General features: G+C 49.9%; 24 protein-coding genes, 1 pseudogene and 1 other annotated feature. Of the genes and pseudogenes, 14 read left to right on the forward strand and 11 right to left on the reverse strand.

Annotated features, from left to right (window positions below; translation table 11 throughout):
• Positions 1–4: 4 nt before the first annotated feature.
• The 5 genes from D9741_RS10520 to rnm all read right to left on the reverse strand — a co-directional run bounded on the left by D9741_RS10520 (position 5) and on the right by rnm (position 5,671).
• The gene (locus D9741_RS10520; RefSeq protein ID WP_130216040.1) at positions 5–1,006 is read right to left on the reverse strand and encodes a hypothetical protein; all 1,002 of its coding nucleotides are present in this window, start codon (positions 1,004–1,006) and stop codon (positions 5–7) included.
• 169 nt (positions 1,007–1,175) lie between these two features.
• Positions 1,176–2,051 carry a 23S rRNA pseudouridine(2605) synthase RluB gene (gene rluB / locus D9741_RS10525; RefSeq protein ID WP_001291217.1) on the reverse strand — a complete coding sequence of 292 codons (876 nt, stop codon included), beginning with the start codon at positions 2,049–2,051 and terminating at the stop codon, positions 1,176–1,178.
• A 210-nt stretch (positions 2,052–2,261) separates the two neighbouring features.
• Positions 2,262–4,145 (reverse strand): DUF2207 domain-containing protein, encoded by a 1,884-nt coding sequence (locus D9741_RS10530; protein ID WP_130216038.1) that lies wholly within the window; start codon positions 4,143–4,145, stop codon positions 2,262–2,264.
• Positions 4,146–4,172: 27 nt separating this feature from the next.
• Entirely contained in the window at positions 4,173–4,793 is a 621-nt protein-coding gene (locus tag D9741_RS10535; protein ID WP_001516499.1) for an L-threonylcarbamoyladenylate synthase, read from the reverse strand.
• Complete coding sequence (gene rnm, locus D9741_RS10540) at positions 4,790–5,671, reverse strand: RNase AM (RefSeq protein ID WP_001285663.1); 882 nt, start codon at positions 5,669–5,671, stop codon at positions 4,790–4,792. The genes D9741_RS10535 and rnm overlap by 4 nt, the downstream gene beginning before the upstream one ends.
• A gap of 137 nt (positions 5,672–5,808) precedes the next feature.
• On the opposite strand from rnm, the gene trpL reads away from it, so the two are divergent.
• The 6 genes from trpL to trpA all read left to right on the forward strand — a co-directional run bounded on the left by trpL (position 5,809) and on the right by trpA (position 12,475).
• On the forward strand, positions 5,809–5,853 hold the full coding sequence (gene trpL / locus D9741_RS10545) for a trp operon leader peptide (protein ID WP_001700591.1): 45 nt from the start codon (positions 5,809–5,811) through the stop codon (positions 5,851–5,853).
• Positions 5,830–5,923 (forward strand) — a sequence feature (Trp leader region). It overlaps the preceding gene by 24 nt.
• A gap of 21 nt (positions 5,924–5,944) precedes the next feature.
• Positions 5,945–7,507: an anthranilate synthase component I gene (trpE, locus tag D9741_RS10550; protein ID WP_130216036.1), complete on the forward strand. Its 1,563-nt coding sequence runs from the start codon at positions 5,945–5,947 to the stop codon at positions 7,505–7,507.
• The gene (trpD, locus tag D9741_RS10555) at positions 7,507–9,102 is read left to right on the forward strand and encodes a bifunctional anthranilate synthase glutamate amidotransferase component TrpG/anthranilate phosphoribosyltransferase TrpD (protein WP_130216034.1); all 1,596 of its coding nucleotides are present in this window, start codon (positions 7,507–7,509) and stop codon (positions 9,100–9,102) included. Before trpE ends, trpD begins: the two co-directional genes overlap by 1 nt.
• On the forward strand, positions 9,103–10,464 hold the full coding sequence (trpCF, locus tag D9741_RS10560; RefSeq protein WP_171020894.1) for a bifunctional indole-3-glycerol-phosphate synthase TrpC/phosphoribosylanthranilate isomerase TrpF: 1,362 nt from the start codon (positions 9,103–9,105) through the stop codon (positions 10,462–10,464).
• Positions 10,465–10,475: 11 nt separating this feature from the next.
• Positions 10,476–11,669, forward strand: a complete 1,194-nt coding sequence (trpB, locus tag D9741_RS10565; RefSeq protein WP_000209509.1) for a tryptophan synthase subunit beta — start codon at positions 10,476–10,478, stop codon at positions 11,667–11,669.
• Entirely contained in the window at positions 11,669–12,475 is an 807-nt protein-coding gene (gene trpA, locus D9741_RS10570) for a tryptophan synthase subunit alpha (RefSeq protein WP_130216032.1), read from the forward strand. Before trpB ends, trpA begins: the two co-directional genes overlap by 1 nt.
• Before the next feature lie 51 nt (positions 12,476–12,526).
• Here the strand turns inward: trpA and ompW are convergent, their stop codons facing one another.
• Positions 12,527–13,180: an outer membrane protein OmpW gene (ompW, locus tag D9741_RS10575; RefSeq protein ID WP_130216030.1), complete on the reverse strand. Its 654-nt coding sequence runs from the start codon at positions 13,178–13,180 to the stop codon at positions 12,527–12,529.
• 201 nt (positions 13,181–13,381) lie between these two features.
• Here ompW and D9741_RS23565 point away from each other — a divergent pair.
• From D9741_RS23565 to yciA, 4 genes and pseudogenes are all read left to right on the forward strand, one after another.
• Positions 13,382–13,596: pseudogene (locus D9741_RS23565) on the forward strand (YkgJ family cysteine cluster protein); the annotation flags it as partial.
• 27 nt (positions 13,597–13,623) lie between these two features.
• Positions 13,624–14,367: a YciC family protein gene (locus D9741_RS10580; protein ID WP_130208877.1), complete on the forward strand. Its 744-nt coding sequence runs from the start codon at positions 13,624–13,626 to the stop codon at positions 14,365–14,367.
• 29 nt (positions 14,368–14,396) lie between these two features.
• Complete coding sequence (locus D9741_RS10585) at positions 14,397–14,936, forward strand: septation protein A (protein ID WP_000808667.1); 540 nt, start codon at positions 14,397–14,399, stop codon at positions 14,934–14,936.
• Positions 14,937–15,040: 104 nt separating this feature from the next.
• A complete protein-coding gene (yciA, locus tag D9741_RS10590; RefSeq protein WP_130208879.1) occupies positions 15,041–15,439 on the forward strand; it encodes an acyl-CoA thioester hydrolase YciA in 399 nt (132 codons plus the stop codon).
• Positions 15,440–15,479: 40 nt separating this feature from the next.
• Here the strand turns inward: yciA and tonB are convergent, their stop codons facing one another.
• Positions 15,480–16,199: a TonB system transport protein TonB gene (tonB, locus tag D9741_RS10595; protein WP_064528843.1), complete on the reverse strand. Its 720-nt coding sequence runs from the start codon at positions 16,197–16,199 to the stop codon at positions 15,480–15,482.
• Between the two features lie 223 nt (positions 16,200–16,422).
• On the opposite strand from tonB, the gene D9741_RS10600 reads away from it, so the two are divergent.
• Positions 16,423–16,719: a YciI family protein gene (locus D9741_RS10600; protein ID WP_000967595.1), complete on the forward strand. Its 297-nt coding sequence runs from the start codon at positions 16,423–16,425 to the stop codon at positions 16,717–16,719.
• 302 nt (positions 16,720–17,021) lie between these two features.
• Positions 17,022–18,275 (forward strand): voltage-gated potassium channel protein, encoded by a 1,254-nt coding sequence (kch, locus tag D9741_RS10605; RefSeq protein ID WP_130216028.1) that lies wholly within the window; start codon positions 17,022–17,024, stop codon positions 18,273–18,275.
• Positions 18,276–18,329: 54 nt separating this feature from the next.
• Here the strand turns inward: kch and D9741_RS10610 are convergent, their stop codons facing one another.
• On the reverse strand, positions 18,330–18,503 hold the full coding sequence (locus tag D9741_RS10610) for a YciY family protein (RefSeq protein ID WP_122983112.1): 174 nt from the start codon (positions 18,501–18,503) through the stop codon (positions 18,330–18,332).
• A 142-nt stretch (positions 18,504–18,645) separates the two neighbouring features.
• On the opposite strand from D9741_RS10610, the gene cls reads away from it, so the two are divergent.
• Positions 18,646–20,106 carry a cardiolipin synthase gene (gene cls, locus D9741_RS10615; protein ID WP_130208884.1) on the forward strand — a complete coding sequence of 487 codons (1,461 nt, stop codon included), beginning with the start codon at positions 18,646–18,648 and terminating at the stop codon, positions 20,104–20,106.
• 34 nt (positions 20,107–20,140) lie between these two features.
• Positions 20,141–20,470 carry an HI1450 family dsDNA-mimic protein gene (locus tag D9741_RS10620; protein WP_000366958.1) on the forward strand — a complete coding sequence of 110 codons (330 nt, stop codon included), beginning with the start codon at positions 20,141–20,143 and terminating at the stop codon, positions 20,468–20,470.
• Between the two features lie 52 nt (positions 20,471–20,522).
• Here the strand turns inward: D9741_RS10620 and oppF are convergent, their stop codons facing one another.
• Genes oppF through oppC form a run of 3 tightly spaced genes read right to left on the reverse strand, consistent with a single transcriptional unit; the run spans position 20,523 to position 23,457 of the window.
• Positions 20,523–21,527, reverse strand: coding sequence for a murein tripeptide/oligopeptide ABC transporter ATP-binding protein OppF (gene oppF / locus D9741_RS10625; protein ID WP_130216026.1), 1,005 nt, complete (start codon positions 21,525–21,527; stop codon positions 20,523–20,525).
• Positions 21,524–22,537, reverse strand: coding sequence for a murein tripeptide/oligopeptide ABC transporter ATP-binding protein OppD (gene oppD / locus D9741_RS10630; RefSeq protein WP_130208888.1), 1,014 nt, complete (start codon positions 22,535–22,537; stop codon positions 21,524–21,526). The genes oppF and oppD overlap by 4 nt, the downstream gene beginning before the upstream one ends.
• Before the next feature lie 11 nt (positions 22,538–22,548).
• Entirely contained in the window at positions 22,549–23,457 is a 909-nt protein-coding gene (gene oppC, locus D9741_RS10635) for an oligopeptide ABC transporter permease OppC (RefSeq protein WP_000979659.1), read from the reverse strand.
• Positions 23,458–23,465: the final 8 nt, after the last annotated feature.

A 23,465-nucleotide genomic window follows, 5' to 3' on the forward strand; every position in this document is an offset into this window, starting at 1 on the left:
CCTCCTATAACATTATTCCGCTAGCAATAAGTAGTTTTGCCAGACCCTCAGACGCCTTTAATCCACTAATTACTTGTGCGCGTAATATTTCATTTAATCTTTTTTGTTCAGCTGCCGTACGTGTTTTATTAACGTATAAGTTTTTCAGATAATCACCCTTATCTATAAAGGCATTTAAAGCCTCAATCGCAGGCATGGCAGGTGCCGATGCCTGTAGTCTGGTTTCATTCACATTGATTACTGAACTTAGAAACTCCTTCCTGTTTTTCAGAGTGTTAAACTCTGTATTCTTAGAGTTTTTAGATGCCGTATTATAATAAAACATATTATCATGCACATTCGCAAAGGTATAATTTTCAATCTTATTGCTTTTTGTATAAATATCATTGCGCAAAACTGCCATGTTCTTTATAAGTCTTACCCAGTTTTCATCTACCGTTTTGCCTATTTTTCCAGAATTGACTTTAATTATATATAACTCATTGAAATAATTTACCAAATCTTTAACCGCTGCTGCAGACTGAGCTAAATCTTTGCTATGTGAAACACCAAGTAGTGTTTGTGCGTTGTTTGCGTGATCCAGAGCCTGTTTAAGTAATGCCACTTGCTGACTTTCCGTTGTTGCCATATCCTCAGTCAGAAGTTCTACATAAGCGCTCATGCTATTAATGACTTCCATTGAAGCAAGTAATTTTTCTTTCTCGAAAGGGACTAATTGTACTTGTTTTGTATTTGGCCCTGGACGCTGGCATAATTTCCCTCCATTACCATCACCGCCTATATCTATGGCATAATCAGGTCGCAGGGCACAATCCGGATTAGTTGCATAGAAATTAACAAGGAAGTTTTCACGAGAAGCATAGTATTGTTTAAAGAAACTTGCATTCGCTGCTACTGCTTTGTTACCCGCAGTAATAACAGTTTCAGCTTGTTCGTTTTTCAATGCTTCAGTTGCACAACCTGAAAGCATTAACAGCGATAGAAATATTCCACTATATCTAATCATAACCCACCTCTTGACGTTGAGTTTATCTCAGATAATTAAATAGTAATGTGGCTATTTCCGGGTATTATTCATAAGCAAGTATGAAATTAAATTAAAATACTGCGACTATTTATCATGCTTCAAATGAAGAAAAGGCCCCGCAGGGCCTTTATTTTATACTTATCTTAAATTAACCGTTATTATTACGTCCGCCAGAACGGCGACCACCGCTCACCTGGCTATGACGTTTCACCGCACGACGAATCTGATTCGCCTTCATACGACGACGGTCTTTTTCTACAGCGACTTTAGAGCTGGTTTCTGGCGGCAGTTCCACCAGTTCACGCAGATAGTTAGTCTGGGCGAGATCCAGCTCTGTCCAGCCGCCGCGTGGCAGACCTTTCGGCAGTGGAATATCACCGTAACGCACACGGATCAGGCGACTTACCTGCACACCAACCGCTTCCCAAAGACGACGAACCTCACGGTTACGACCTTCGGTCAGAGTCACGTTGTACCACTGGTTAATCCCTTCACCACCGCTGAACTTGATGGTTTTAAATGCTGCCGGACCATCTTCCAATTGCACGCCACGGCTTAAATCACGCAGTTTCGCGTCGTCAACCTGACCAAATACACGCACGGCATATTCACGTTCCACTTCACGGCTGGGGTGCATTAAGCGGTTTGCCAGTTCACCGTCGGTGGTAAACAGCAGCAGACCGCAAGTGTTTACGTCCAGGCGCCCCACGGCAATCCAGCGCGCACCGCGCAGCTTCGGCAGACGATCAAACACGGTCGGACGCCCTTCCGGGTCATTACGTGTACACAACTCACCTTCCGGCTTGTAATAGGCCAGAACGCGACAAATTTGTTCAGCGGACTCACGTACCGAAATCAGATGACCATCGATACGGATTTTCAGCCCAGGGGTAACTTCAACGCGATCGCCGAGTTTAGCAATTTTGCCATCAACACTCACACGACCGGCTTCAATAATAGATTCGATTTCACGGCGAGAACCGTGGCCGGCACGCGCCAGCACTTTCTGTAGCTTTTCGCTCATAGAGCTTCCTTTTGGTGTCGCCTTCCCAGGCGTCTGATATGCTTTTGTGCAACAATGAGTCAGAACTTACATCTGACTCACTGATAGTAAAGTCTGTTCGAACTCTTCAGGCCTTAAGTAAACGACTCGACGTTTATCGGCCTGGCTTTGAGGCGCAACATACTACACTATCTTTATGGTTAAAGCTTGTTTCGATTAACGTCGATTTGGTTACCAACCGCCTCCGCCACCAGCGCCAGAACCACCACCGGAATAGCTCCGCCCCAACAAACTGGTATAGGCCCCGCAACTCAGGTGCGTCTGTAATGAGAATAAAACGCCGTTACGGGCAATCTCTGGAGCGCAAATCGCCGAAGAAAGCGAAGGGGCGATGCGTAACGCCCATTCCCTCCCCAAATTTGCCGATATAGCCCAACCTAACAACGCGTAATCCAGTTTCCGTGTTTCCCCTTTCCGCCGCCGCCCACTGTGTGTTGCCGCCTCTTTACGCGCAAGATAGTTAACGATAGCTTCACCGTGGGCATAACGTTGCTGCCCGGTTTGGGTAAACTTTGGCAGAAAAATATACCCCATGCCAGTGAGATAACCGGTCAGGAAAACAGCGCTAAAATAACCCGCTGGCATATACCAGTAAAAGAATACATCTCCGACATTGATATAGAGAGAATAGAAGGCCACGCCTGAACAAATCAGTGGTAAAAACAAAGTGATGATTACACGATTAACGCAAGGCTTGTCATCATCGCGGGCAAACAAAAGCTCAAGGGAACAAAATAAAAAAGGAAGAAGCCAGCAGATCATAATAAACATATCGCCCACCAGACTCATTCCTGCCCAACCTACGGGACTCAGATTACCGTAGAGAATGACCGCCAATATCGCCATTCCCCCCCATTGCAAAAACGCATCAGGTCGGTAAAAGGAAGACTTTTTACGCGGCAGATAAAATTTCTGCATCCGTAAAAACGCCCTGCGTAAGACTCTGTTGCGCCTCCCCGTGAGAATGACCTTATCGCCTTTACGAAATAACGCTTCCAGTAATAACTGCTCTGCGGGCAGTAATACCGCATTATTTCTGGTGGCGCCTTCATTAACACGGATCAGGATTTGCTGGTTCTTGTCATACTGATCTTCCAGATGAATTTTTCCTTTCACAATCAGATTTACGATATCGGCACAAAAACCTTTATCGTCGTAAACCAGCTTCGCATCGAGACGTAACATACCGGGCGTGTAATCTGGCGGAATGACATCGGTTTCAATCACATCTACCGGCGTAAATTGCGGCCTGCGCCTCCAGAGATATAAACATCCACACGCCAGGAGCAAACACGGTAACCAAATGATAAGAGACGATGTTGAGGGCCAAAAAAGATGGCTAAAAATATTCGTCGTGTGTTGTGCCGGGGCATTATCCAGCAAGGCATGAGGCCAGCGGTAGAGTACCGTGAAGTCTTCACGATAAAACGGATCGCGGGATTCAATTCTTCCGTCCTCAAGGATGCGGCCATTTCGATATGTGTCGCCCTCATCTCCGGTAAAGAGATCGATTTCACTAAATGGATTACCCGCAATATTAGAGAACTTGAGTGAAAATCGGGTCTTATAGATTTCAAACGACCAGTTGTTACCGGTCACGTTCCAGATTAGCAGGTCAGAATCACCCTCGCGTAGGAAAGCATTTTTAACCTGATAATGAATTTGATAATGATAGTCGCCTTGAGGCAAGAAACGTTGTTTATCGCCCACGACAATACTCATTAACCCGATATGCCAGTCAAGATGCCAGAGTTCAGGAACGCCATCACGGGTGACGCCAACAATACGATAGTTCAGCAGTGCAGCATCCCCATTAGGCTGCATCCATAGTCGTGGTAAATCACGAGAAAACCCGTGCTTAATCTGCTGATTTCGCGCCTGAAAATGAATGTTCTCTTTGATGTCGAGCACCCCATCCGGTTGCAGAGTGGCTTCAACATCAAAGAGCGAGATCCCTTCTTCATATGAAGGGATCTCCGTGTTTTTCGCATAACTCAACGAAGAGAAAAAAAGCCCAACTATCAACAGCAAAATGCAGCGATATATCCCTGCCATAGTCTTCCATCCGTGGAACGCAATTTGTTATAAGAAAGGTTTCACATCACCCACGCCTTCACGCACCACGACCGGCGTATCATCGGTAAGATCAATGACCGTTGTCGGTTTCTGTCCGAGATAGCCACCGTGAATAATCAAATCCACCTGTTTTTCCAGACGGTCTTTAATTTCTTCCGGATCGGATTCGGTAAATTCGCTGCCCGGTAGCATCAACGAAGTGGAAAGCATCGGTTCGCCCAATACTTCAAGCAACGCCTGCGCAATCGGGTTTGAAGGCACACGCATCCCAATGGTTTTGCGTTTTTCCTGCAACAGACGGCGTGGCACTTCCTTCGTCCCCTTCAGGATGAAGGTATAGTTGCCCGGCGTGTTGTTTTTCATTAAACGAAACGCAACGTTATCCACGAATGAATAGGTCGAAAGTTCAGAAAGATCGCGACACATCAGGGTAAAGTTGTGACCGTCCGGCAGCTGGCGAATACGACAAATACGCTCCATCGCGTTTTTATCTTCAATTTTACAGCCGAGCGCATAGCCGGAATCAGTTGGATAAACAATCACCCCGCCTTTACGCACGATCTCCACCGCCTGGTTGATCAGACGTTGCTGCGGGTTATCAGGATGAATATAAAAAAACTGGCTCATAATTCCCTCTCTGTGGTGTTCTGCGGCTGTTCCCATAGCTGCCAGACGCCTTCAACGCCTGCGGGCAGCCAGAGTTTACGACCCAGTTCGATCCACGGGCATGGCTGATGAAAATCAGATCCTTGTGATGCCCATAAATGATGCTGACGCGCAAGTGTCGCCAGCTGGGTGCGTTCATTGGGCGATTGCTGGCACTGCGCGACTTCCATCGCGTCGCCGTGGTGTTCGGCAAAATGCGCAACCAATCTTTTCAGCCATTTAGCACTAAGATTGTACCGCCCAGGATGAGCTAGCACCGCCTTACCGCCAGAATGATGAATGACATCAATAGCTTGTTCTATTGTACACCACTGTGGCGGAACGTATCCGGTTTTCCCGCGCGCCAGATACTTTTTAAAGACATCCGCCATTGAACTGGCTTTGCCGCACTCCACCAGGAAACGAGCAAAATGACCGCGCGTCACCGCGCCGCCCTGCGCCAGTCGTTGCGCGCCTTCCAGCGCCCCTGGTATTTGCGCTTTTTCAAGTCTTTCGGCAATTAGCTGCGCCCGCTGATTGCGCCGTTCTGTCTGCTGCGCGAGGAACTCACACATTAGCGGATGAGTAATATCAATATTCAGCCCGACAATATGAATTTCATGATTTTCCCAGACCGTGGAAATTTCCACGCCGGGAATAAGATTCAGCGCCAGTCCCGAACGTGAAATTTCTTCTCTTGCTGGCGCGATTGCAGCTGTGGTGTCATGGTCGGTGATCGCCAGGGTGCCAACGCGCATCTCGACTGCACGGTGCACCAATGCTTCTGGCGTCAGGCAGCCATCGGAAGCTGTGGTGTGGCTGTGCAGGTCGTAAATCACTGCGTAATTCGTGTCGCTCAAGGCGCACTCCCGTTTTGGATAATGTTTTTGGCACCGACATCATAACGGTTCTGGCAAATATTCTGAAATGAGCTGTTGACAATCAACCATCGAACTAGTTAACTAGTACGCAAGTTCACGTAAAAAGGGTATCGACAATGAAAGCGATTTTCGTACTGAAAGGTTGGTGGCGCACTTCCTGAAACGGGCAGTGTATTCACCATGCGTAAAGCAATCAGATACCCAGCCCGCCTTATAAGCGGGCTTTTTTTTGAACAAAATTAGAGAATAACAATGCAAACACAAAAACCAACTCTCGAATTGTTAACCTGCGAAGGCGCTTATCGCGATAATCCGACCGCGCTTTTTCACCAGTTGTGTGGGGATCGTCCGGCAACGCTGCTGCTGGAATCCGCAGATATCGACAGCAAAGATGATTTAAAAAGCCTGCTGCTGGTGGACAGTGCGCTGCGTATTACAGCTTTAGGTGACACTGTCACAATTAAAGCACTCTCACGCAATGGCGAAGCCCTGTTGACGCTACTGGATAACGCCCTGCCTGCGGGTGTGGAACATGAACAATCACCAAACTGCCGTGTGCTGCGTTTCCCCCCTGTTAGTCCACTGCTGGATGAAGACGCTCGCTTATGCTCCCTTTCGGTTTTTGACGCTTTCCGCTTATTGCAGAATCTGTTGAATGTACCGAAGGAAGAACGAGAAGCCATGTTCTTCGGCGGCCTGTTCTCTTATGACCTGGTGGCGGGGTTTGAAGATTTACCGCAACTGGCAGCGGAAAATAACTGCCCTGATTTCTGTTTTTATCTCGCTGAAACGCTGATGGTGATTGACCATCAGAAAAAAAGCACCCGTATTCAGGCCAGCCTGTTTGCTCCGAATGAAGAAGAAAAACAGCGTCTCACTGCGCGCCTGAACGAACTACGTCAGCAACTGACCGAAGCCGCGCCGCCGCTGCCGGTGGTTTCCGTGCCGCATATGCGTTGTGAATGTAATCAGAGCGATGAAGAGTTCGGTGGCGTAGTGCGTTTGTTGCAAAAAGCGATTCGCGCCGGAGAAATTTTCCAGGTGGTGCCATCTCGCCGTTTCTCGCTGCCCTGCCCTTCACCACTGGCGGCCTATTACGTGCTGAAAAAGAGTAATCCCAGCCCGTACATGTTTTTTATGCAGGATAATGATTTCACCCTGTTTGGCGCGTCGCCGGAGAGTTCGCTCAAGTATGACGCCACCAGCCGCCAGATTGAGATCTACCCGATTGCCGGAACACGTCCACGCGGTCGTCGTGCCGATGGTTCACTGGACAGAGACCTCGACAGCCGCATCGAACTGGAAATGCGTACCGATCATAAAGAGCTTTCTGAACATCTGATGCTGGTGGATCTCGCCCGTAATGATCTGGCACGCATTTGCACCCCCGGCAGCCGCTACGTCGCCGACCTCACCAAAGTTGACCGTTACTCTTACGTGATGCACCTGGTCTCCCGCGTGGTCGGTGAGCTGCGCCACGATCTCGACGCCCTGCACGCTTACCGCGCCTGTATGAATATGGGGACGTTAAGCGGTGCGCCGAAAGTACGCGCTATGCAGTTAATTGCCGAAGCGGAAGGTCGTCGCCGCGGCAGCTACGGCGGCGCGGTAGGTTATTTCACCGCGCATGGCGATCTCGACACCTGCATTGTCATCCGCTCGGCGCTGGTGGAAAACGGTATCGCCACCGTGCAAGCGGGTGCTGGTGTAGTCCTTGATTCTGTTCCGCAGTCGGAAGCCGACGAAACCCGTAATAAAGCCCGCGCTGTACTGCGCGCTATTGCCACCGCGCATCATGCACAGGAGACTTTCTGATGGCTGACATTCTGCTGCTCGATAATATCGACTCTTTTACGTACAACCTGGCAGATCAGTTGCGCAGCAATGGTCATAACGTGGTGATTTACCGCAACCATATTCCGGCGCAGACCTTAATTGAACGTCTGGCGACCATGAGCAATCCGGTGCTGATGCTTTCTCCGGGGCCAGGGGTGCCGAGTGAAGCGGGATGTATGCCAGAACTGCTCACCCGCTTGCGTGGCAAGCTGCCAATCATTGGCATTTGCCTCGGACATCAGGCGATTGTCGAAGCTTACGGGGGCTATGTCGGTCAGGCGGGCGAAATTCTTCACGGTAAAGCGTCGAGCATTGAACATGACGGTCAGGCGATGTTTGCCGGATTAACAAACCCGCTGCCGGTGGCGCGTTATCACTCGCTGGTTGGCAGTAATATTCCGGCCGGTTTAACCATCAACGCCCATTTTAATGGCATGGTGATGGCGGTGCGTCACGATGCGGATCGCGTTTGCGGATTCCAGTTCCATCCGGAATCCATTCTCACTACCCAGGGCGCTCGCCTGCTGGAACAAACGCTGGCCTGGGCGCAGCAGAAACTAGAGCCAACCAACACGCTGCAACCGATTCTGGAAAAACTGTATCAGGCGCAGACGCTTAGCCAACAAGAAAGCCACCAGCTTTTTTCAGCGGTGGTGCGTGGCGAGCTGAAGCCAGAACAGCTGGCGGCGGCGCTGGTGAGCATGAAAATTCGCGGCGAGCACCCAAACGAAATCGCCGGAGCAGCAACCGCGCTACTGGAAAACGCCGCGCCGTTCCCACGCCCTGATTATCTGTTTGCCGATATCGTCGGCACCGGCGGTGACGGCAGTAACAGTATCAATATTTCTACCGCCAGTGCGTTTGTCGCCGCGGCCTGTGGGCTGAAAGTGGCGAAACACGGTAACCGCAGCGTCTCAAGTAAATCCGGCTCGTCGGATCTGCTGGCGGCGTTCGGTATTAATCTTGATATGAACGCCGATAAATCGCGCCAGGCGCTGGATGAGTTAGGCGTCTGTTTCCTCTTTGCGCCGAAATATCACACCGGATTCCGCCACGCGATGCCGGTTCGCCAGCAACTGAAAACCCGCACCCTATTCAACGTGCTGGGGCCACTGATTAACCCGGCGCATCCTCCGCTGGCGTTAATTGGTGTCTACAGCCCGGAACTGGTGCTGCCGATTGCCGAAACCTTGCGCGTGCTGGGGTATCAACGCGCGGCGGTGGTGCACAGCGGCGGGATGGATGAAGTTTCATTACACGCGCCGACAATCGTTGCCGAACTGCATGACGGCGAAATTAAGAGCTATCAATTGACCGCTGAAGATTTTGGCCTGACGCCCTACCACCAGGAGCAACTGGCAGGCGGAACACCGGAAGAAAACCGTGACATTTTAACACGCTTGTTACAAGGTAAAGGCGACGCCGCCCATGAAGCAGCCGTCGCGGCGAATGTCGCCATGTTAATGCGCCTGCATGGCCATGAAGATCTGCAAGCCAATGCGCAAACCGTTCTTGAGGTACTGCGCAATGGTTCCGCTTACGACAGAGTCACCGCACTGGCGGCACGAGGGTAAATGATGCAAACCGTTTTAGCGAAAATCGTCGCAGACAAGGCGATTTGGGTAGAAGCCCGCAAACAGCAGCAACCGCTGGCCAGTTTTCAGAATGAGGTTCAGCCGAGCACGCGACATTTTTATGATGCGCTACAAGGCGCGCGCACGGCGTTTATTCTGGAATGTAAGAAAGCTTCGCCGTCAAAAGGCGTGATCCGTGATGATTTCGATCCGGCACGCATTGCCTCGATTTATAAACATTACGCTTCGGCAATTTCGGTGCTGACCGATGAGAAATATTTCCAGGGGAGCTTTGATTTCCTCCCCATCGTCAGCCAAATCGCCCCGCAGCCGATTTTATGTAAAGACTTTATTATCGACCCTTACCAGATCTATCTGGCGCGTTATTACCAGGCCGATGCCTGCTTATTAATGCTGTCGGTTCTGGACGATGAACAATATCGCCAGCTTGCAGCCGTCGCCCATAGTCTGAAGATGGGTGTGCTGACCGAAGTCAGTAATGAAGAGGAACTGGAGCGCGCCATTGCATTGGGGGCAAAGGTCGTTGGCATCAACAACCGCGATCTGCGTGATTTGTCGATTGATCTCAACCGTACCCGCGAGCTTGCGCCGAAACTGGGACACAACGTGACGGTAATCAGCGAATCCGGCATCAATACTTACGCTCAGGTACGAGAGTTAAGCCACTTCGCTAACGGCTTTTTAATTGGTTCGGCGTTGATGGCCCATGACGATTTGAACGCCGCCGTGCGTCGGGTGTTGCTGGGTGAGAATAAAGTGTGTGGCCTGACTCGCCCACAAGATGCCAGAGCCGCTTATGACGCGGGCGCGATTTACGGTGGATTGATATTTGTTACAACGTCACCGCGTTGCGTCAGCGTTGAACAGGCGCAGGAAGTGATGGCTGCGGCACCGTTGCAATACGTTGGCGTATTCCGCAATCACGATATTGCCGATGTGGTGGACAAAGCTAACGCGTTATCGCTGGCAGCAGTGCAACTGCATGGTAATGAAGATCAGCTGTATATCGATACGCTGCGTGACGTGCTGCCCGCTAACGTTGCCATCTGGAAAGCTTTGAGCGTCGGTGAAACTCTTCCCGCGCGCGATTTTCAGCACGTTGATAAATATGTTTTCGACAACGGCCAGGGTGGAAGCGGGCAACGTTTCGACTGGTCACTGTTAAACGGTCAATCGCTTGGCAACGTCCTGCTGGCGGGGGGCTTAGGCGCAGATAACTGCGTGGAAGCGGCACAAACCGGCTGCGCCGGGCTTGATTTTAATTCTGCTGTAGAGTCGCAACCGGGCATTAAGGACGCACGCCTTTTGGCCTCGGTTTTCCAGACGCTGCGCGCATATTAAGGAAAGGAACAATGACAACATTACTTAACCCGTATTTTGGTGAGTTTGGCGGCATGTACGTGCCACAAATCCTGATGCCTGCTCTGCGCCAGCTGGAAGAAGCTTTTGTCAGCGCGCAAAAAGATCCTGAATTTCAGGCCCAGTTCAACGACCTGCTGAAAAACTATGCCGGGCGCCCAACCGCGCTGACCAAATGCCAGAACATTACAGCCGGGACGAACACCACGCTGTATCTAAAGCGCGAAGATTTGCTGCACGGCGGCGCGCATAAAACTAACCAGGTGCTCGGTCAGGCTTTACTGGCGAAGCGGATGGGTAAAACAGAAATCATCGCCGAAACCGGTGCCGGTCAGCATGGCGTGGCGTCGGCCCTTGCCAGCGCCCTGCTCGGCCTGAAATGCCGTATTTATATGGGTGCCAAAGACGTGGAGCGCCAGTCGCCTAACGTTTTTCGTATGCGCTTAATGGGTGCGGAAGTGATCCCGGTGCATAGCGGTTCCGCGACGCTGAAAGATGCCTGTAATGAGGCGCTACGCGACTGGTCCGGTAGTTACGAAACCGCGCACTATATGCTGGGTACCGCAGCTGGCCCGCATCCTTACCCGACCATTGTGCGTGAGTTTCAGCGGATGATTGGCGAAGAAACGAAAGCGCAGATTCTGGAAAGAGAAGGCCGTCTGCCGGATGCCGTTATCGCTTGTGTTGGCGGCGGTTCGAATGCCATCGGCATGTTTGCAGATTTCATCAACGAAACCGACGTCGGCCTGATTGGCGTAGAGCCTGGTGGTCACGGTATCGAAACCGGCGAGCACGGTGCACCATTAAAACATGGTCGCGTGGGCATTTATTTCGGTATGAAAGCGCCGATGATGCAGACCGAAGATGGGCAGATTGAAGAATCATACTCCATCTCCGCCGGACTGGATTTCCCGTCCGTCGGTCCACAACATGCGTATCTCAACAGCATCGGTCGCGCTGATTATGTTTCAATTACCGATGATGAAGCACTGGAAGCCTTCAAAACGCTGTGCCTGCACGAAGGGATTATCCCGGCGCTGGAGTCCTCCCACGCCCTGGCCCATGCGCTGAAAATGATGCGCGAAAACCCGGAAAAAGAGCAGCTACTGGTGGTTAACCTTTCCGGTCGCGGCGATAAAGACATCTTCACCGTTCACGATATTTTGAAAGCACGAGGGGAAATCTGATGGAACGCTACGAATCTCTGTTTGCCCAGTTGAAGGAGCGCAAAGAAGGCGCATTTGTTCCTTTCGTCACCCTCGGTGATCCGGGCATTGAGCAGTCGCTGAAAATTATCGATACGTTGATCGAAGCAGGTGCTGATGCTTTGGAGCTAGGCATCCCCTTCTCCGACCCGCTGGCAGATGGCCCGACCATTCAAAACGCTACACTGCGTGCCTTTGCGGCAGGTGTGACCCCGGCACAATGTTTTGAGATGCTGGCACTGATTCGTCAAAAACATCCGACCATTCCTGTTGGCCTGCTGATGTACGCCAACCTGGTGTTTAACAAAGGCATTGATGAGTTTTACGCCCAGTGTGAAAAAGTCGGCGTCGATTCGGTGCTGGTTGCCGACGTGCCAGTTGAAGAGTCCGCGCCCTTCCGCCAGGCAGCACTCCGTCATAATGTCGCGCCTATCTTTATCTGCCCGCCGAATGCTGATGATGATTTGCTACGCCAGATTGCCTCTTACGGTCGTGGTTACACCTATTTACTGTCGCGTGCGGGCGTGACCGGAGCGGAAAACCGCGCGGCATTACCGCTCAATCATCTGGTCACGAAGCTGAAAGAATACAATGCTGCGCCTCCATTGCAGGGCTTTGGTATTTCCGCCCCAGATCAGGTAAAAGCAGCAATTGATGCAGGAGCTGCGGGCGCAATTTCTGGTTCTGCAATTGTTAAAATCATCGAGCAACATATTAATCAGCCAGAGAAAATGCTGGAAGCACTGAAAGCTTTTGTACAACCGATGAAAGCGGCGACGCGCAGTTAATACGAGACAAACCGCCAGAAAACATCTGGCGGTTTATTGACGGGCAAATAATTAAAAACGATAACCCGCAGAGAACATAAATACCCACGGATCAAGGCGGACATTGTCAGAGTAATGTCCTGCTGGCAGCACTGCGCCGTTGGATTTATATTTCACGTCGGTATCGATATCCATGTACCAAACCGACATATTCAGCAGCCAGTCACGGTTGATGAGGTAATCCACACCGACTTGTCCTGCCACACCCCATGAATCTTTCAGACTAAGGTCGGATAAACCAAGACCTTCACCGGTGTCATTGAAGTCATTATTAAAAAAGGTAGTGTAGTTAATACCCGCACCAATGTAAGGACGGAATTTACTGCCGGAATCGCCAAAATACCATTGTGCCATCAGTGTTGGCGGTAAATGGTGGACTGTCGCAATATCTCCGGTTGTGGCTGTGCCAACCTTATGACGAAACGGAGATGCCGCCAGCAATTCCACACCAATGTTATCAGTCGCCATATAGGTGAAGGTCAGGCCCAGTTGGGTGTTATTGGTCACGCTAAAGCCACCCAGGCTTCCCAGAGTTCCATCCGCGCCTTCCGTTGGACGTACCGTTGCCGAACCTGCACGAATAAAGAACTCGCCTGCTTCGTGAGCATAGACGCTACCAGAGAGAAGTGTACTGACTGCCAATGCCGCCACTGTTAATTTTTTCATATTCGCTCCGTCGTTATGGTTATAAAAACGTGACGAATATACCTACATTGGAGTAACAAATGATCCTACATAGATCACATTGCATTCGCTAAATGACCATTTATTGATCTGGATTAATTTAGAAGTTGTATCGCAAATCCTGGTTAACATGATTCAAATCAATTTGAATGCTTTCCATCTCCGAAAGTATTCTTTTGCTACCTTATTGGCCTTTTAAGCAGGCGGTAAGTTGCGGTATTTATGCAAACAGCCCTTCTGCTTGTCAGGAATTTGTCGTGTCTGGAGAAAGCAATGGATCCTGTGATCGCACCCACGCACGCTGTGGATTACCTGCGCTTTACAAAGATATGCTTTTCCATACAAGTCGTGATGCTGCCACTGAAGGGATAACCAGGGTACAATTGCCCGCTAATTAACACCTGCATAAAACTCAAGGAGAGTGCATGTCTATCACGGCGCAGTCCGTATACCGTGACACCGGAAATTTCTTCCGTAATCAATTTATGACCATTCTGTTGGTATCGTTGCTTTGTGCATTTATCACAGTGGTGTTAGGACATGTTTTCTCACCCAGTGACGCACAGCTTGCGCAGCTCAATGACGGCGCGCCCGTTAGTGGCGGCGGTGGGTTGTTCGATCTGGTGCAAAATATGTCCCCGGAACAGCAACAAATTTTGCTGCGTGCTTCCGCTGCGTCCACTTTTTCAGGATTAATCGGTAACGCCATACTCGCCGGAGGCGTAATATTAATCATCCAACTGGTGTCCGCGGGTCAGAGAGTCAGTGCGCTACGCGCTATTGGTGCCAGTGCGCCGATATTGCCAAAGTTATTTATTCTGATTTTTCTGACTACCCTTTTAGTACAGATTGGCATCATGCTGGTGGTCGTTCCGGGAATTTTAATGGCCATTTTACTGGCACTGGCGCCGGTGATGTTGGTGCAGGATAAAATGGGCGTTTTCGCCTCTATGCGCAGCAGTATGCGGCTGACATGGGCGAATATGCGTCTGGTGGCACCTGCAGTACTAAGCTGGTTACTGGCAAAAACACTGTTGCTGCTGTTTGCCTCTTCGTTTGCCGCATTAACCCCGGAAATTGGTGCCGTACTGGCGAATACCTTAAGCAACCTGATTTCAGCCGTATTGCTTATCTATCTGTTCCGCCTGTACATGTTGATTCGCCAATAACCTGAAGTATTTGATTACGGAATCGTAAAATGAAGCAGTTTCTTGATTTTTTACCGCTGGTTGTCTTCTTCGCGTTCTACAAAATTTATGACATCTATGCGGCAACTGCGGCGCTCATCGTCGCCACGGCGATTGTGCTTATTTATAGCTGGGTTCGCTTCCGGAAAGTTGAGAAGATGGCCCTGATCACCTTCGTTCTGGTGGTTGTTTTCGGTGGTCTGACGCTGTTCTTCCACAATGATGAGTTTATTAAATGGAAGGTCACTGTCATCTACGCTCTGTTTGCCGGTGCTTTGTTGGTTAGCCAATGGGTAATGAAAAAGCCGCTGATTCAGCGCATGCTGGGTAAAGAACTCACTCTACCGCAGCCGGTGTGGTCGAAACTGAATCTGGCCTGGGCAGTCTTCTTTATTCTTTGCGGCTTGGCGAATATCTACATCGCATTCTGGCTACCGCAAAACATTTGGGTCAACTTCAAAGTGTTCGGTCTGACCGCCCTCACCTTAATCTTCACACTGTTAAGCGGTATTTATATCTACCGCCATATGCCTCAGGAAGATAAATCATAATCTGTCTGCCGGCCCTTCGGGGCCGGCGCTGCATATCCTCTGTTCTCATTTGGAAAATCATAGTAGCATCGCGCCTGTGATTTTCCTTTTATGTCGGTTTTACCATGTCTACAACACCTAACGTCCCTCAGGGCGATCTTGTTTTACGTACTTTAGCCATGCCTGCCGATACCAATGCCAATGGCGATATCTTTGGTGGTTGGTTGATGTCGCAGATGGATATTGGCGGTGCCATTCTGGCAAAAGAAATTGCCCACGGTCGCGTCGTGACCGTGCGGGTTGAAGGAATGACTTTCTTACGACCAGTTGCGGTTGGTGATGTGGTGTGCTGCTATGCGCGCTGTCTCCAAAAAGGGACGACATCAGTCAGCATTAATATTGAAGTATGGGTGAAAAAAGTGGCGTCTGAGCCGATTGGGCAGCGCTATAAAGCGACGGAAGCGTTATTTAAGTATGTTGCCGTCGACCCTGAAGGAAAGCCTCGTGCCTTACCTGTAGAGTAATAGTCAAAAGCCTCCAGGTTGGAGGCTTTTGATTTTCAGGTTATTGAATTTCGGTGGTGCCGTTAATTTTAAACAGGATATTTACCACAATCCCACTTCCGGGTTTGCCCGGCTCATAACGCCATCTGCGCATCGCGTTTTTCACTTCGCGCTCAAACATGTTCGCCGGTTTGGCTGAAAGAATTTGTACGTTATCCACGCGACCATCCGGTGTGACGTCAAATTTAACTTTAACCTGCCCTTCAATGCGTAGTGCCTGCGCGCGCGCCGGATACTGCGGTTGATTACGGCTTAATGCCCGTGGACCAGACGCGACACTTGTGACCGGTTTGCTGGTTGCAGCCGTTGCCGTACTTGATGTCGGGCGAGCTGGTGCCGTATTTTCAAACGGTGACGCCGGACGTGACTCTACCGGTTTGACATCACGTTTCGGCTGCTCCTGTACCTTTTTCACCGGCTTCGGTTTTGGCTTAGGTTTCGGCTTCGGCTTTTCAATGACTACCGGAGCTTCTTTTGGCGGTTCTGGTATCGGCTCAGGCTCCGGTTCTGGCTCCACCACTGGTTCCGGCGGCGGTTGAACGGCTTGTGGCGGCTCAAGTTCGGCCGGGGCAACCATGGTGACAGAAATCGGCTGCGCGGGCGCAGGTAGTTCAATAACCTGATGTACCGAGGTATAGAGTAGACCCGCCACAACAGCACCATGAATGCAGACAGAAAGTAACGTCGGCCAGGGGAAGCGGCGAGGTAAATCAAGGGTCATTGAAGTCATAATCGTTTCAGTAAAAAAACCAGGCCTCGATTTTAAATGCAAATAGCAATCATATTCAATAAGGCAAGGCGATCAGGATCAGTGAAAACGCAATTTTTGGCGCTGTTAACCTTACTTTTAGTGACGCCTTAACAAAGACATCATCTTTCCGTTGCAGATCTTCGCCCTTTCAAATAACGTACTTTATAACTTTTCCGAACAAGGAGTTGTGCCCGTGTTGTATGTTATTTACGCTCAAGACAAAGCCGATAGCCTCGAAAAGCGCCTTTCCGTTCGTCCGGCACATTTAGCGCGTTTGCAGTTACTGCATGATGAAGGGCGTCTGCTGACCGCCGGTCCAATGCCAGCGGTAGACAGTAACGATCCAGGCGCCGCAGGATTTACTGGCTCAACCGTTATTGCTGAATTTGAATCGCTGGAAGCAGCCCAGGCCTGGGCAGATGCCGATCCGTACGTGGCAGCGGGAGTCTATGAGCACGTTTCCGTGAAACCCTTTAAGAAAGTGTTCTGAATATCAACATCCAGGGGCGCGGTGACAGAAACCGTGCTCTTGTTTTTTCTTTATATTTACCGATGCCCCCAATCCACCACCACTAACAGATAATAACTTTATCTGTATCTCCCTATATACCCTCGGCATCTCCGTCTAAAAATGACAAAATTTCTCTGTCTGACTCGGTTTTGATCAATCAAAACCTTTGATTGCTGCGGATAAAGTCATCTACTATGGTTTAACACATTCACGTGCCGCATGTTTTTCACATTCTGTATGCGTGAAGATAATTAAACAAAATTGTGGTTACAGAGGTATCAGTGAGTCACTGGGCTACATTCAAGCAAACAGCGGTAAATTTATGGGTGACCCTGCGGCACGATGTTATCGCGCTGGCGGTCCTTTCAAATGGATTGCTTATTTTTAAAACAATTTATGGCATGTCGGTCAATCTGCTCGATATTTTCCATATCCAGGCGTTTTCAGAACTTGACCTCTCCTTGCTGGCCAATGCGCCACTGTTTATGCTCGGCGTCTTTCTTGTTTTGAACTCGATCGGCTTGCTATTTCGGGCAAAGCTGGCATGGGCTATCAGTATCATTTTATTGCTGATAACGCTGATTTACACCCTGCACTTTTATCCCTGGCTGAAATTCAGCATTGGTTTTTGCATCTTTACCTTGATAATTTTGTTGGTGCTGCGTAAAGACTTCTCTCACAGTAGTGCTGCAGCCGGGACAATTTTTGCTTTTATTAGTTTTACGACGTTACTGTTTTACTCTACCTACGGCGCCCTTTATTTAAGCGAAGGTTTTAATCCGCGAATAGAGAGTCTAATGACCGCGTTCTATTTTTCGATAGAAACTATGTCAACCGTGGGCTACGGCGATATCGTCCCGGTTTCTGAATCAGCGCGCCTGTTTACTATTTCGGTCATTATTTCCGGTATTACCGTTTTTGCCACCTCCATGACCTCGATTTTCGGCCCGCTTATCCGCGGAGGATTCAATAAACTTGTGAAAGGAAACAATCATACAATGCGTCGTAAAGATCACTTTATTGTTTGCGGGCATTCCATTCTGGCAATCAACACGATTCTGCAACTGAATCAACGCGGACAAAACGTCACGGTTATCAGCAACCTGCCAGAGGATGACATAAAACAGCTTGAACAAAGACTCGGTGACAATGCCGATGTTATCCCCGGTGACAGCAATGACAGTTCAGTACTAAAAAAAGCGGGAATTGATCACTGTCGGGCTATTCTGGCGTTAAGTGATAATGACGCCGATAATGCTTTTGTCGTTCTGTCGGCGAAAGATATGAGCAAAGATGTTAAAACCGTGCTTGCCGTTAGTGATAGCAAAAACCTGAATAAGATTAAGATGGTGCATCCGGATATTATTCTTTCACCGCAGCTGTTTGGTAGCGAGATACTGGCGCGTATTCTCAATGGGGAAGAAATTAATAATGATATGCTCGTCTCGATGTTGCTGAACTCCGGGCATGGTATTTTCAGCGATAACAATGACGACGAAACCAAAACTGACAACAATGAATCTGCGCAAAAATAGAATTTAACGGCGGAAAGATAATCTTAATGGGCACCGCGTTGGTGCCCAGAACATTTAGATATTGTAGATCGCAAACAATAACGAGTTTCGCTGTTTGTTTAGAAGGCACTTCCTGATGCTGTGGATACGCATATTTCGGCGTGACTGCCCCTCAAGCCAACGCGATTTCCGTCGGCTAGCCTGACGCTGCATGCGCCAGCGCCCCACTTCCGTTCTACTCCGCTTCATGTTAACTACTCTATGCAATAACAGAGCGGTCATTATACCCCCGGTCCCGACGCTGACCAGTGCTTTTACCGCGTTTTTATTTGCCAGATGAATCCATATGCGTAAACTCATAACAATGCGCTTTCAAAAGGATTTCTAATCTATGACAACCGTTTATACGTTGGTGAGTTGGTTGGCCATTCTGGGATACTGGTTGCTCATTGCAGGCGTAACTTTACGCATTCTAATGAAACGACGCGCAGTTCCCTCCGCCATGGCCTGGCTGTTGATCATTTACATTCTGCCGTTGGTCGGAATTATTGCTTATCTGGCTGTTGGCGAACTCCACTTAGGCAAACGACGCGCCGAACGCGCCAGAGCGATGTGGCCTTCCACGGCGAAATGGCTTAACGATCTTAAAGCCTGTAAGCATATTTTTGCGGAAGAAAATAGCAGCGTCGCTGGACCGTTATTCAAGCTCTGCGAGCGTCGTCAGGGGATCGCCGGGGTCAAAGGTAATCAGCTGCAACTGATGACCGAGTCTGATGATGTGATGCAGGCGTTAATCCGCGACATTCAACTCGCTCGCCATAACATTGAGATGGTGTTTTATATCTGGCAACCAGGTGGTATGGCAGACCAGGTGGCAGAATCTTTGATGGCCGCCGCACGACGCGGTATTCATTGCCGATTAATGCTCGACTCTGCGGGGAGTGTTGCTTTTTTCCGTAGCCCGTGGCCAGAGTTAATGCGAAATGCCGGTATCGAAGTGGTCGAGTCCTTAAAGGTTAACCTGATGCGCGTATTCTTACGCCGCATGGACCTGCGCCAGCACCGCAAGATGATCATGATCGATAACTACATTGCCTACACCGGCAGCATGAATATGGTCGATCCGCGCTTCTTCAAACAGGATGCGGGCGTAGGACAATGGATTGATCTGATGGCTCGCATGGAAGGCCCTATCGCCACCGCGATGGGAATTATCTACTCTTGCGACTGGGAGATTGAAACGGGAAAACGTATTTTACCACCACCGCCTGATGTCAATATTATGCCGTTCGAGCAGGCCAGCGGTCATACGATTCATACCATCGCTTCCGGCCCTGGATTCCCGGAAGACCTGATCCACCAGGCTTTGCTGACTGCGGCTTATTCAGCTCGTGAATATTTAATCATGACGACGCCCTACTTCGTCCCCAGCGATGATTTACTTCACGCAATCTGCACGGCGGCGCAACGCGGGGTTGATGTCAGTATTATTTTGCCGAGGAAAAATGACTCAATGCTGGTAGGCTGGGCCAGTCGCGCATTCTTTACAGAACTACTTGCTGCTGGGGTTAAGATTTATCAGTTTGAAGGTGGGTTACTGCATACCAAGAGCGTGCTGGTCGATGGCGAATTAAGTCTGGTTGGCACCGTTAACCTCGACATGCGTAGTCTGTGGCTGAATTTTGAAATCACTCTGGCTATCGACGATAAAGGTTTTGGTGCCGATCTGGCTGCCGTTCAGGACGACTATATTTCTCGTTCGCGTCTGCTCGATGCGCGGCTGTGGTTAAAACGTCCACTCTGGCAACGTGTCGCCGAGCGACTGTTTTACTTCTTCAGCCCGTTGCTGTAAAACGTCGCCAACAGAGATTAAATAGGTAGTGACTATGGATATGGATTTAAACAATCGCCTGACTGAAGATGAAACGCTTGAGCAGGCCTACGATATTTTTCTCGAACTGGCCGCTGATAATCTCGATCCGGCTGATGTTCTGTTGTTCAATCTGCAGTTTGAAGAGCGCGGTGGTGCAGAGTTATTTGATCCGGCGGAAGACTGGCAGGAACATGTTGATTTCGACTTGAACCCGGACTTTTTTGCCGAAGTGGTGATTGGTCTGGCAGACAGTGAAGATGGCGAAATCAACGATATTTTCGCCCGTATTTTGTTATGCCGCGAAAAAGATCACAAACTTTGCCATATTATCTGGCGGGAATAAATAATCGCTTTTGGCGTGATAAAGGGCTGACAACTGTCAGCCCTTTTTGTTTTTAAAGCGGATCGACTTTCAGGCAAGAAACGGCATGTCTGAAACTCCCCTCCAGCACAGGTCGTGTTTTGGCACACTCCGGACCGGCAATCGGGCAACGAGTGCGGAACACACAACCAGAAGGCGGGTTGATGGGCGACGGTAATTCCCCTTCCAGTAACTGGATAGATTTATTCCTCTCCAGATCAGGGTCTGGAATGGGGACTGCCGACATCAATGCTTTGGTATAGGGATGCAACGGATTGTGGTAGACCTCATCATACGTCCCCAACTCTACCGCATGGCCGAGATACATCACCAACACGCGATCGGAAATGTGTTTTACCACGGCCAGATCGTGAGCGATAAAAATTAATGACAATCCCATCTCACGTTGCAACTGCTGGAGTAAATTCACCACCTGCGCCTGGATTGACACGTCCAGCGCCGACACCGGTTCGTCACAGATAATCAGCTTCGGTTCAAGAATAAGTGCACGCGCAATCCCGATGCGCTGACACTGACCGCCGGAAAACTCATGCGGATAGCGGTTAATCAGGTTAGGTAGCAAGCCGACTTTCATCATCATCACCTTCACGCGCTCGCGAACTTCCTGGCGTGACATTTTCGGATGATAGGTACGCAGCGGTTCAGCGATGATCTCGCCGATGGTCATACGCGGGTTTAGCGATGCCAACGGGTCCTGGAAAATCATCTGAATATCACTGCGAACGGCACGCCATTCATCGGGCTTCATGCCCAGCAACTCTTTACCTAACCAGGCAACATGACCGTCGGTAGCTTTGACCAAACCGATGATGGCACGGGCAAAGGTGGACTTTCCACAACCTGATTCCCCTACGACGCCCAACGTTTCCCCTTCATATAACCTGAGCGTCACACCATCAACGGCCTTAAGGGTTTTCGGCGGTTGCCAGAACCACTGTTTGCCATCTTTGATCTCAAAGTGCACTTTCAAATCGGCAATTTCGAGGAGGACTTTTCTTCCTTCGGTTACAGCATTCATAACAATTCCTCCACCGGTTTAAAGCAGGCACGCAGTCGGCCTGGCGTGAACTCTTCCAGCGGCGGCGCGCTACTGCAAATCTCCATCGCATACGGACAACGCGGCTGGAACGGGCAACCTTTCGGCAAACGTAGCAGGTTTGGCGGGTTACCCGGGATGGTCAACATAGTTTCACCTTCCGCATCAAGACGCGGCACCGCATTGAGTAAACCGATAGAATAAGGATGAACGGGTTCATAAAAGACATCGCGCGCGTTGCCATATTCCATCGTGCGCCCAGCGTACATCACCAGAACTTTGTCACAGATCCCCGCGACCACACCGAGATCGTGGGTGATCATGATAATGGCAGTATTAAATTCCCGCTTCAGTTCATTCAATAGCGTCATGATCTGCGCCTGTACTGTCACGTCCAGCGCAGTAGTCGGTTCATCGGCAATCAGCAATTTAGGTCGACACAGCAACGCCATCGCAATCATCACACGCTGACGCATGCCGCCAGAAAACTCATGAGGGAACATCTTCATGCGCTTACGCGCTTCTGGCATTTTCACCGCATCGAGCATTCGTACCGATTCTTCAAACGCTTCGGCCTTGCCCATACCTTTATGCAGCATCAGCACTTCCATCAACTGCTCGCCGACGCGCATGTATGGATTTAACGAGGTCATCGGGTCCTGAAAAATCATCGAGATTTGTTCAGCGCGCAGTTTATTAAGTTCACGTTCTGGCAGATTGAGTATTTCGCGCCCATTAAAGGTTGCCGACCCACCAATGCGTCCGTTAGCCGCCAGCAGCCCCATTAAAGCAAACGCGGTTTGCGACTTACCGGAGCCCGATTCGCCAACGATACCCAGCGTTTCCCCGGCACGCAGGGAAAAATTTAAATCATTGACCGCCGTGACGTCACCGTCCGGGGTACTAAATGTCACTCGCAAATCTTTCACGTTCAGCAGTGCGTCAGCCTGTTGCTGTGCGAGCGGCACGGTTGCAGTTTCAATTACGCTCATGGCTGCACTCCTTAACGATCTTTCGGGTCGAGGGCATCACGCAAGCCATCGCCGATAAAGTTGAAACAAAACAGTGTCACCACAAGGAAACCTGCCGGAAATAGCAGCAACCACGGAGAGACTTCCATCGAGTTCGCACCATCACTGAGCAATGCGCCCCAACTACTTAATGGCTCTTGCGTACCCAGTCCCAGGAAGCTAAGAAAAGACTCAAAGAGGATCATGCTGGGTACCAGCAGAGAGGCATAGACCACTACCACACCAAGCACGTTCGGCACAATGTGGCGAATCACAATGCCGGGCGTAGATACACCGCCAACTTGTGCCGCCTCAATAAACTCTTTGCGCTTCAGACTAAGGGTTTGACCACGCACGATACGTGCCATGTCCAGCCAGGAAACCATCCCAATCGCTACGAAAATCAGCAGGATGTTTTGGCCGAAAAAGGTCACCAGCAAAATGACGAAGAACATGAACGGAAAGGAGTTGAGGATTTCCAGCAGGCGCATCATTACGGAATCCACCTTGCCGCCAAGATAACCGGAAAGTGAACCATAAAGCGTTCCTACGACTACTGCCACCAACGCTGCAGCAACACCAACCATTAATGAGATGCGCCCACCAATGGCAACGCGCACCAGCAGATCGCGACCGGAAGAGTCAGTACCAAAGTAGTGACCAGATTCCATATCCGGGGCGCTGGACATCATCGCCCAGTCGGTGTCGTCATAGGCAAATTGCGAGAGCATCGGCGCCAGGATAACAAACAGTGCAATAAGCACCAGTACAATCAGACTGGCCACTGCTGCACGGTTATGCATAAAACGTCGACGTGCGTCCTGCCATAAACTGCGGCCTTCGACCTCCAGCTTTTCACTGAAATTCTCCAGCGTCTCGCTGTTTTTCTTACTTAACATCATCGCGAGCT

The sequence above is a fragment of the Escherichia sp. E14V7 genome (assembly GCF_004212225.1).
GTDB lineage: Bacteria > Pseudomonadota > Gammaproteobacteria > Enterobacterales > Enterobacteriaceae > Escherichia.

Excerpts from the sequence above, each read along its gene's own strand:
- trpCF (WP_171020894.1), top strand. The coding sequence starts at position 9,103 with ATGATGCAAACCGTTTTAGCGAAAATCGTCGCAGACAAGGCGATTTGG.
- cls (WP_130208884.1), top strand. The coding sequence starts at position 18,646 with ATGACAACCGTTTATACGTTGGTGAGTTGGTTGGCCATTCTGGGATAC.
- trpE (WP_130216036.1), top strand. The coding sequence starts at position 5,945 with ATGCAAACACAAAAACCAACTCTCGAATTGTTAACCTGCGAAGGCGCT.
- oppC (WP_000979659.1), bottom strand. The coding sequence starts at position 23,457 with ATGATGTTAAGTAAGAAAAACAGCGAGACGCTGGAGAATTTCAGTGAA.
- D9741_RS10620 (WP_000366958.1), top strand. The coding sequence starts at position 20,141 with ATGGATATGGATTTAAACAATCGCCTGACTGAAGATGAAACGCTTGAG.
- D9741_RS10520 (WP_130216040.1), bottom strand. The coding sequence starts at position 1,006 with ATGATTAGATATAGTGGAATATTTCTATCGCTGTTAATGCTTTCAGGT.
- trpD (WP_130216034.1), top strand. The coding sequence starts at position 7,507 with ATGGCTGACATTCTGCTGCTCGATAATATCGACTCTTTTACGTACAAC.
- D9741_RS10610 (WP_122983112.1), bottom strand. The coding sequence starts at position 18,503 with ATGAAGCGGAGTAGAACGGAAGTGGGGCGCTGGCGCATGCAGCGTCAG.
- yciA (WP_130208879.1), top strand. The coding sequence starts at position 15,041 with ATGTCTACAACACCTAACGTCCCTCAGGGCGATCTTGTTTTACGTACT.
- D9741_RS10535 (WP_001516499.1), bottom strand. The coding sequence starts at position 4,793 with ATGAGCCAGTTTTTTTATATTCATCCTGATAACCCGCAGCAACGTCTG.
- D9741_RS10530 (WP_130216038.1), bottom strand. The coding sequence starts at position 4,145 with ATGGCAGGGATATATCGCTGCATTTTGCTGTTGATAGTTGGGCTTTTT.
- D9741_RS10580 (WP_130208877.1), top strand. The coding sequence starts at position 13,624 with ATGTCTATCACGGCGCAGTCCGTATACCGTGACACCGGAAATTTCTTC.
- oppF (WP_130216026.1), bottom strand. The coding sequence starts at position 21,527 with ATGAATGCTGTAACCGAAGGAAGAAAAGTCCTCCTCGAAATTGCCGAT.
- trpB (WP_000209509.1), top strand. The coding sequence starts at position 10,476 with ATGACAACATTACTTAACCCGTATTTTGGTGAGTTTGGCGGCATGTAC.
- rluB (WP_001291217.1), bottom strand. The coding sequence starts at position 2,051 with ATGAGCGAAAAGCTACAGAAAGTGCTGGCGCGTGCCGGCCACGGTTCT.
- tonB (WP_064528843.1), bottom strand. The coding sequence starts at position 16,199 with ATGACCCTTGATTTACCTCGCCGCTTCCCCTGGCCGACGTTACTTTCT.
- trpA (WP_130216032.1), top strand. The coding sequence starts at position 11,669 with ATGGAACGCTACGAATCTCTGTTTGCCCAGTTGAAGGAGCGCAAAGAA.
- ompW (WP_130216030.1), bottom strand. The coding sequence starts at position 13,180 with ATGAAAAAATTAACAGTGGCGGCATTGGCAGTCAGTACACTTCTCTCT.
- oppD (WP_130208888.1), bottom strand. The coding sequence starts at position 22,537 with ATGAGCGTAATTGAAACTGCAACCGTGCCGCTCGCACAGCAACAGGCT.
- D9741_RS10585 (WP_000808667.1), top strand. The coding sequence starts at position 14,397 with ATGAAGCAGTTTCTTGATTTTTTACCGCTGGTTGTCTTCTTCGCGTTC.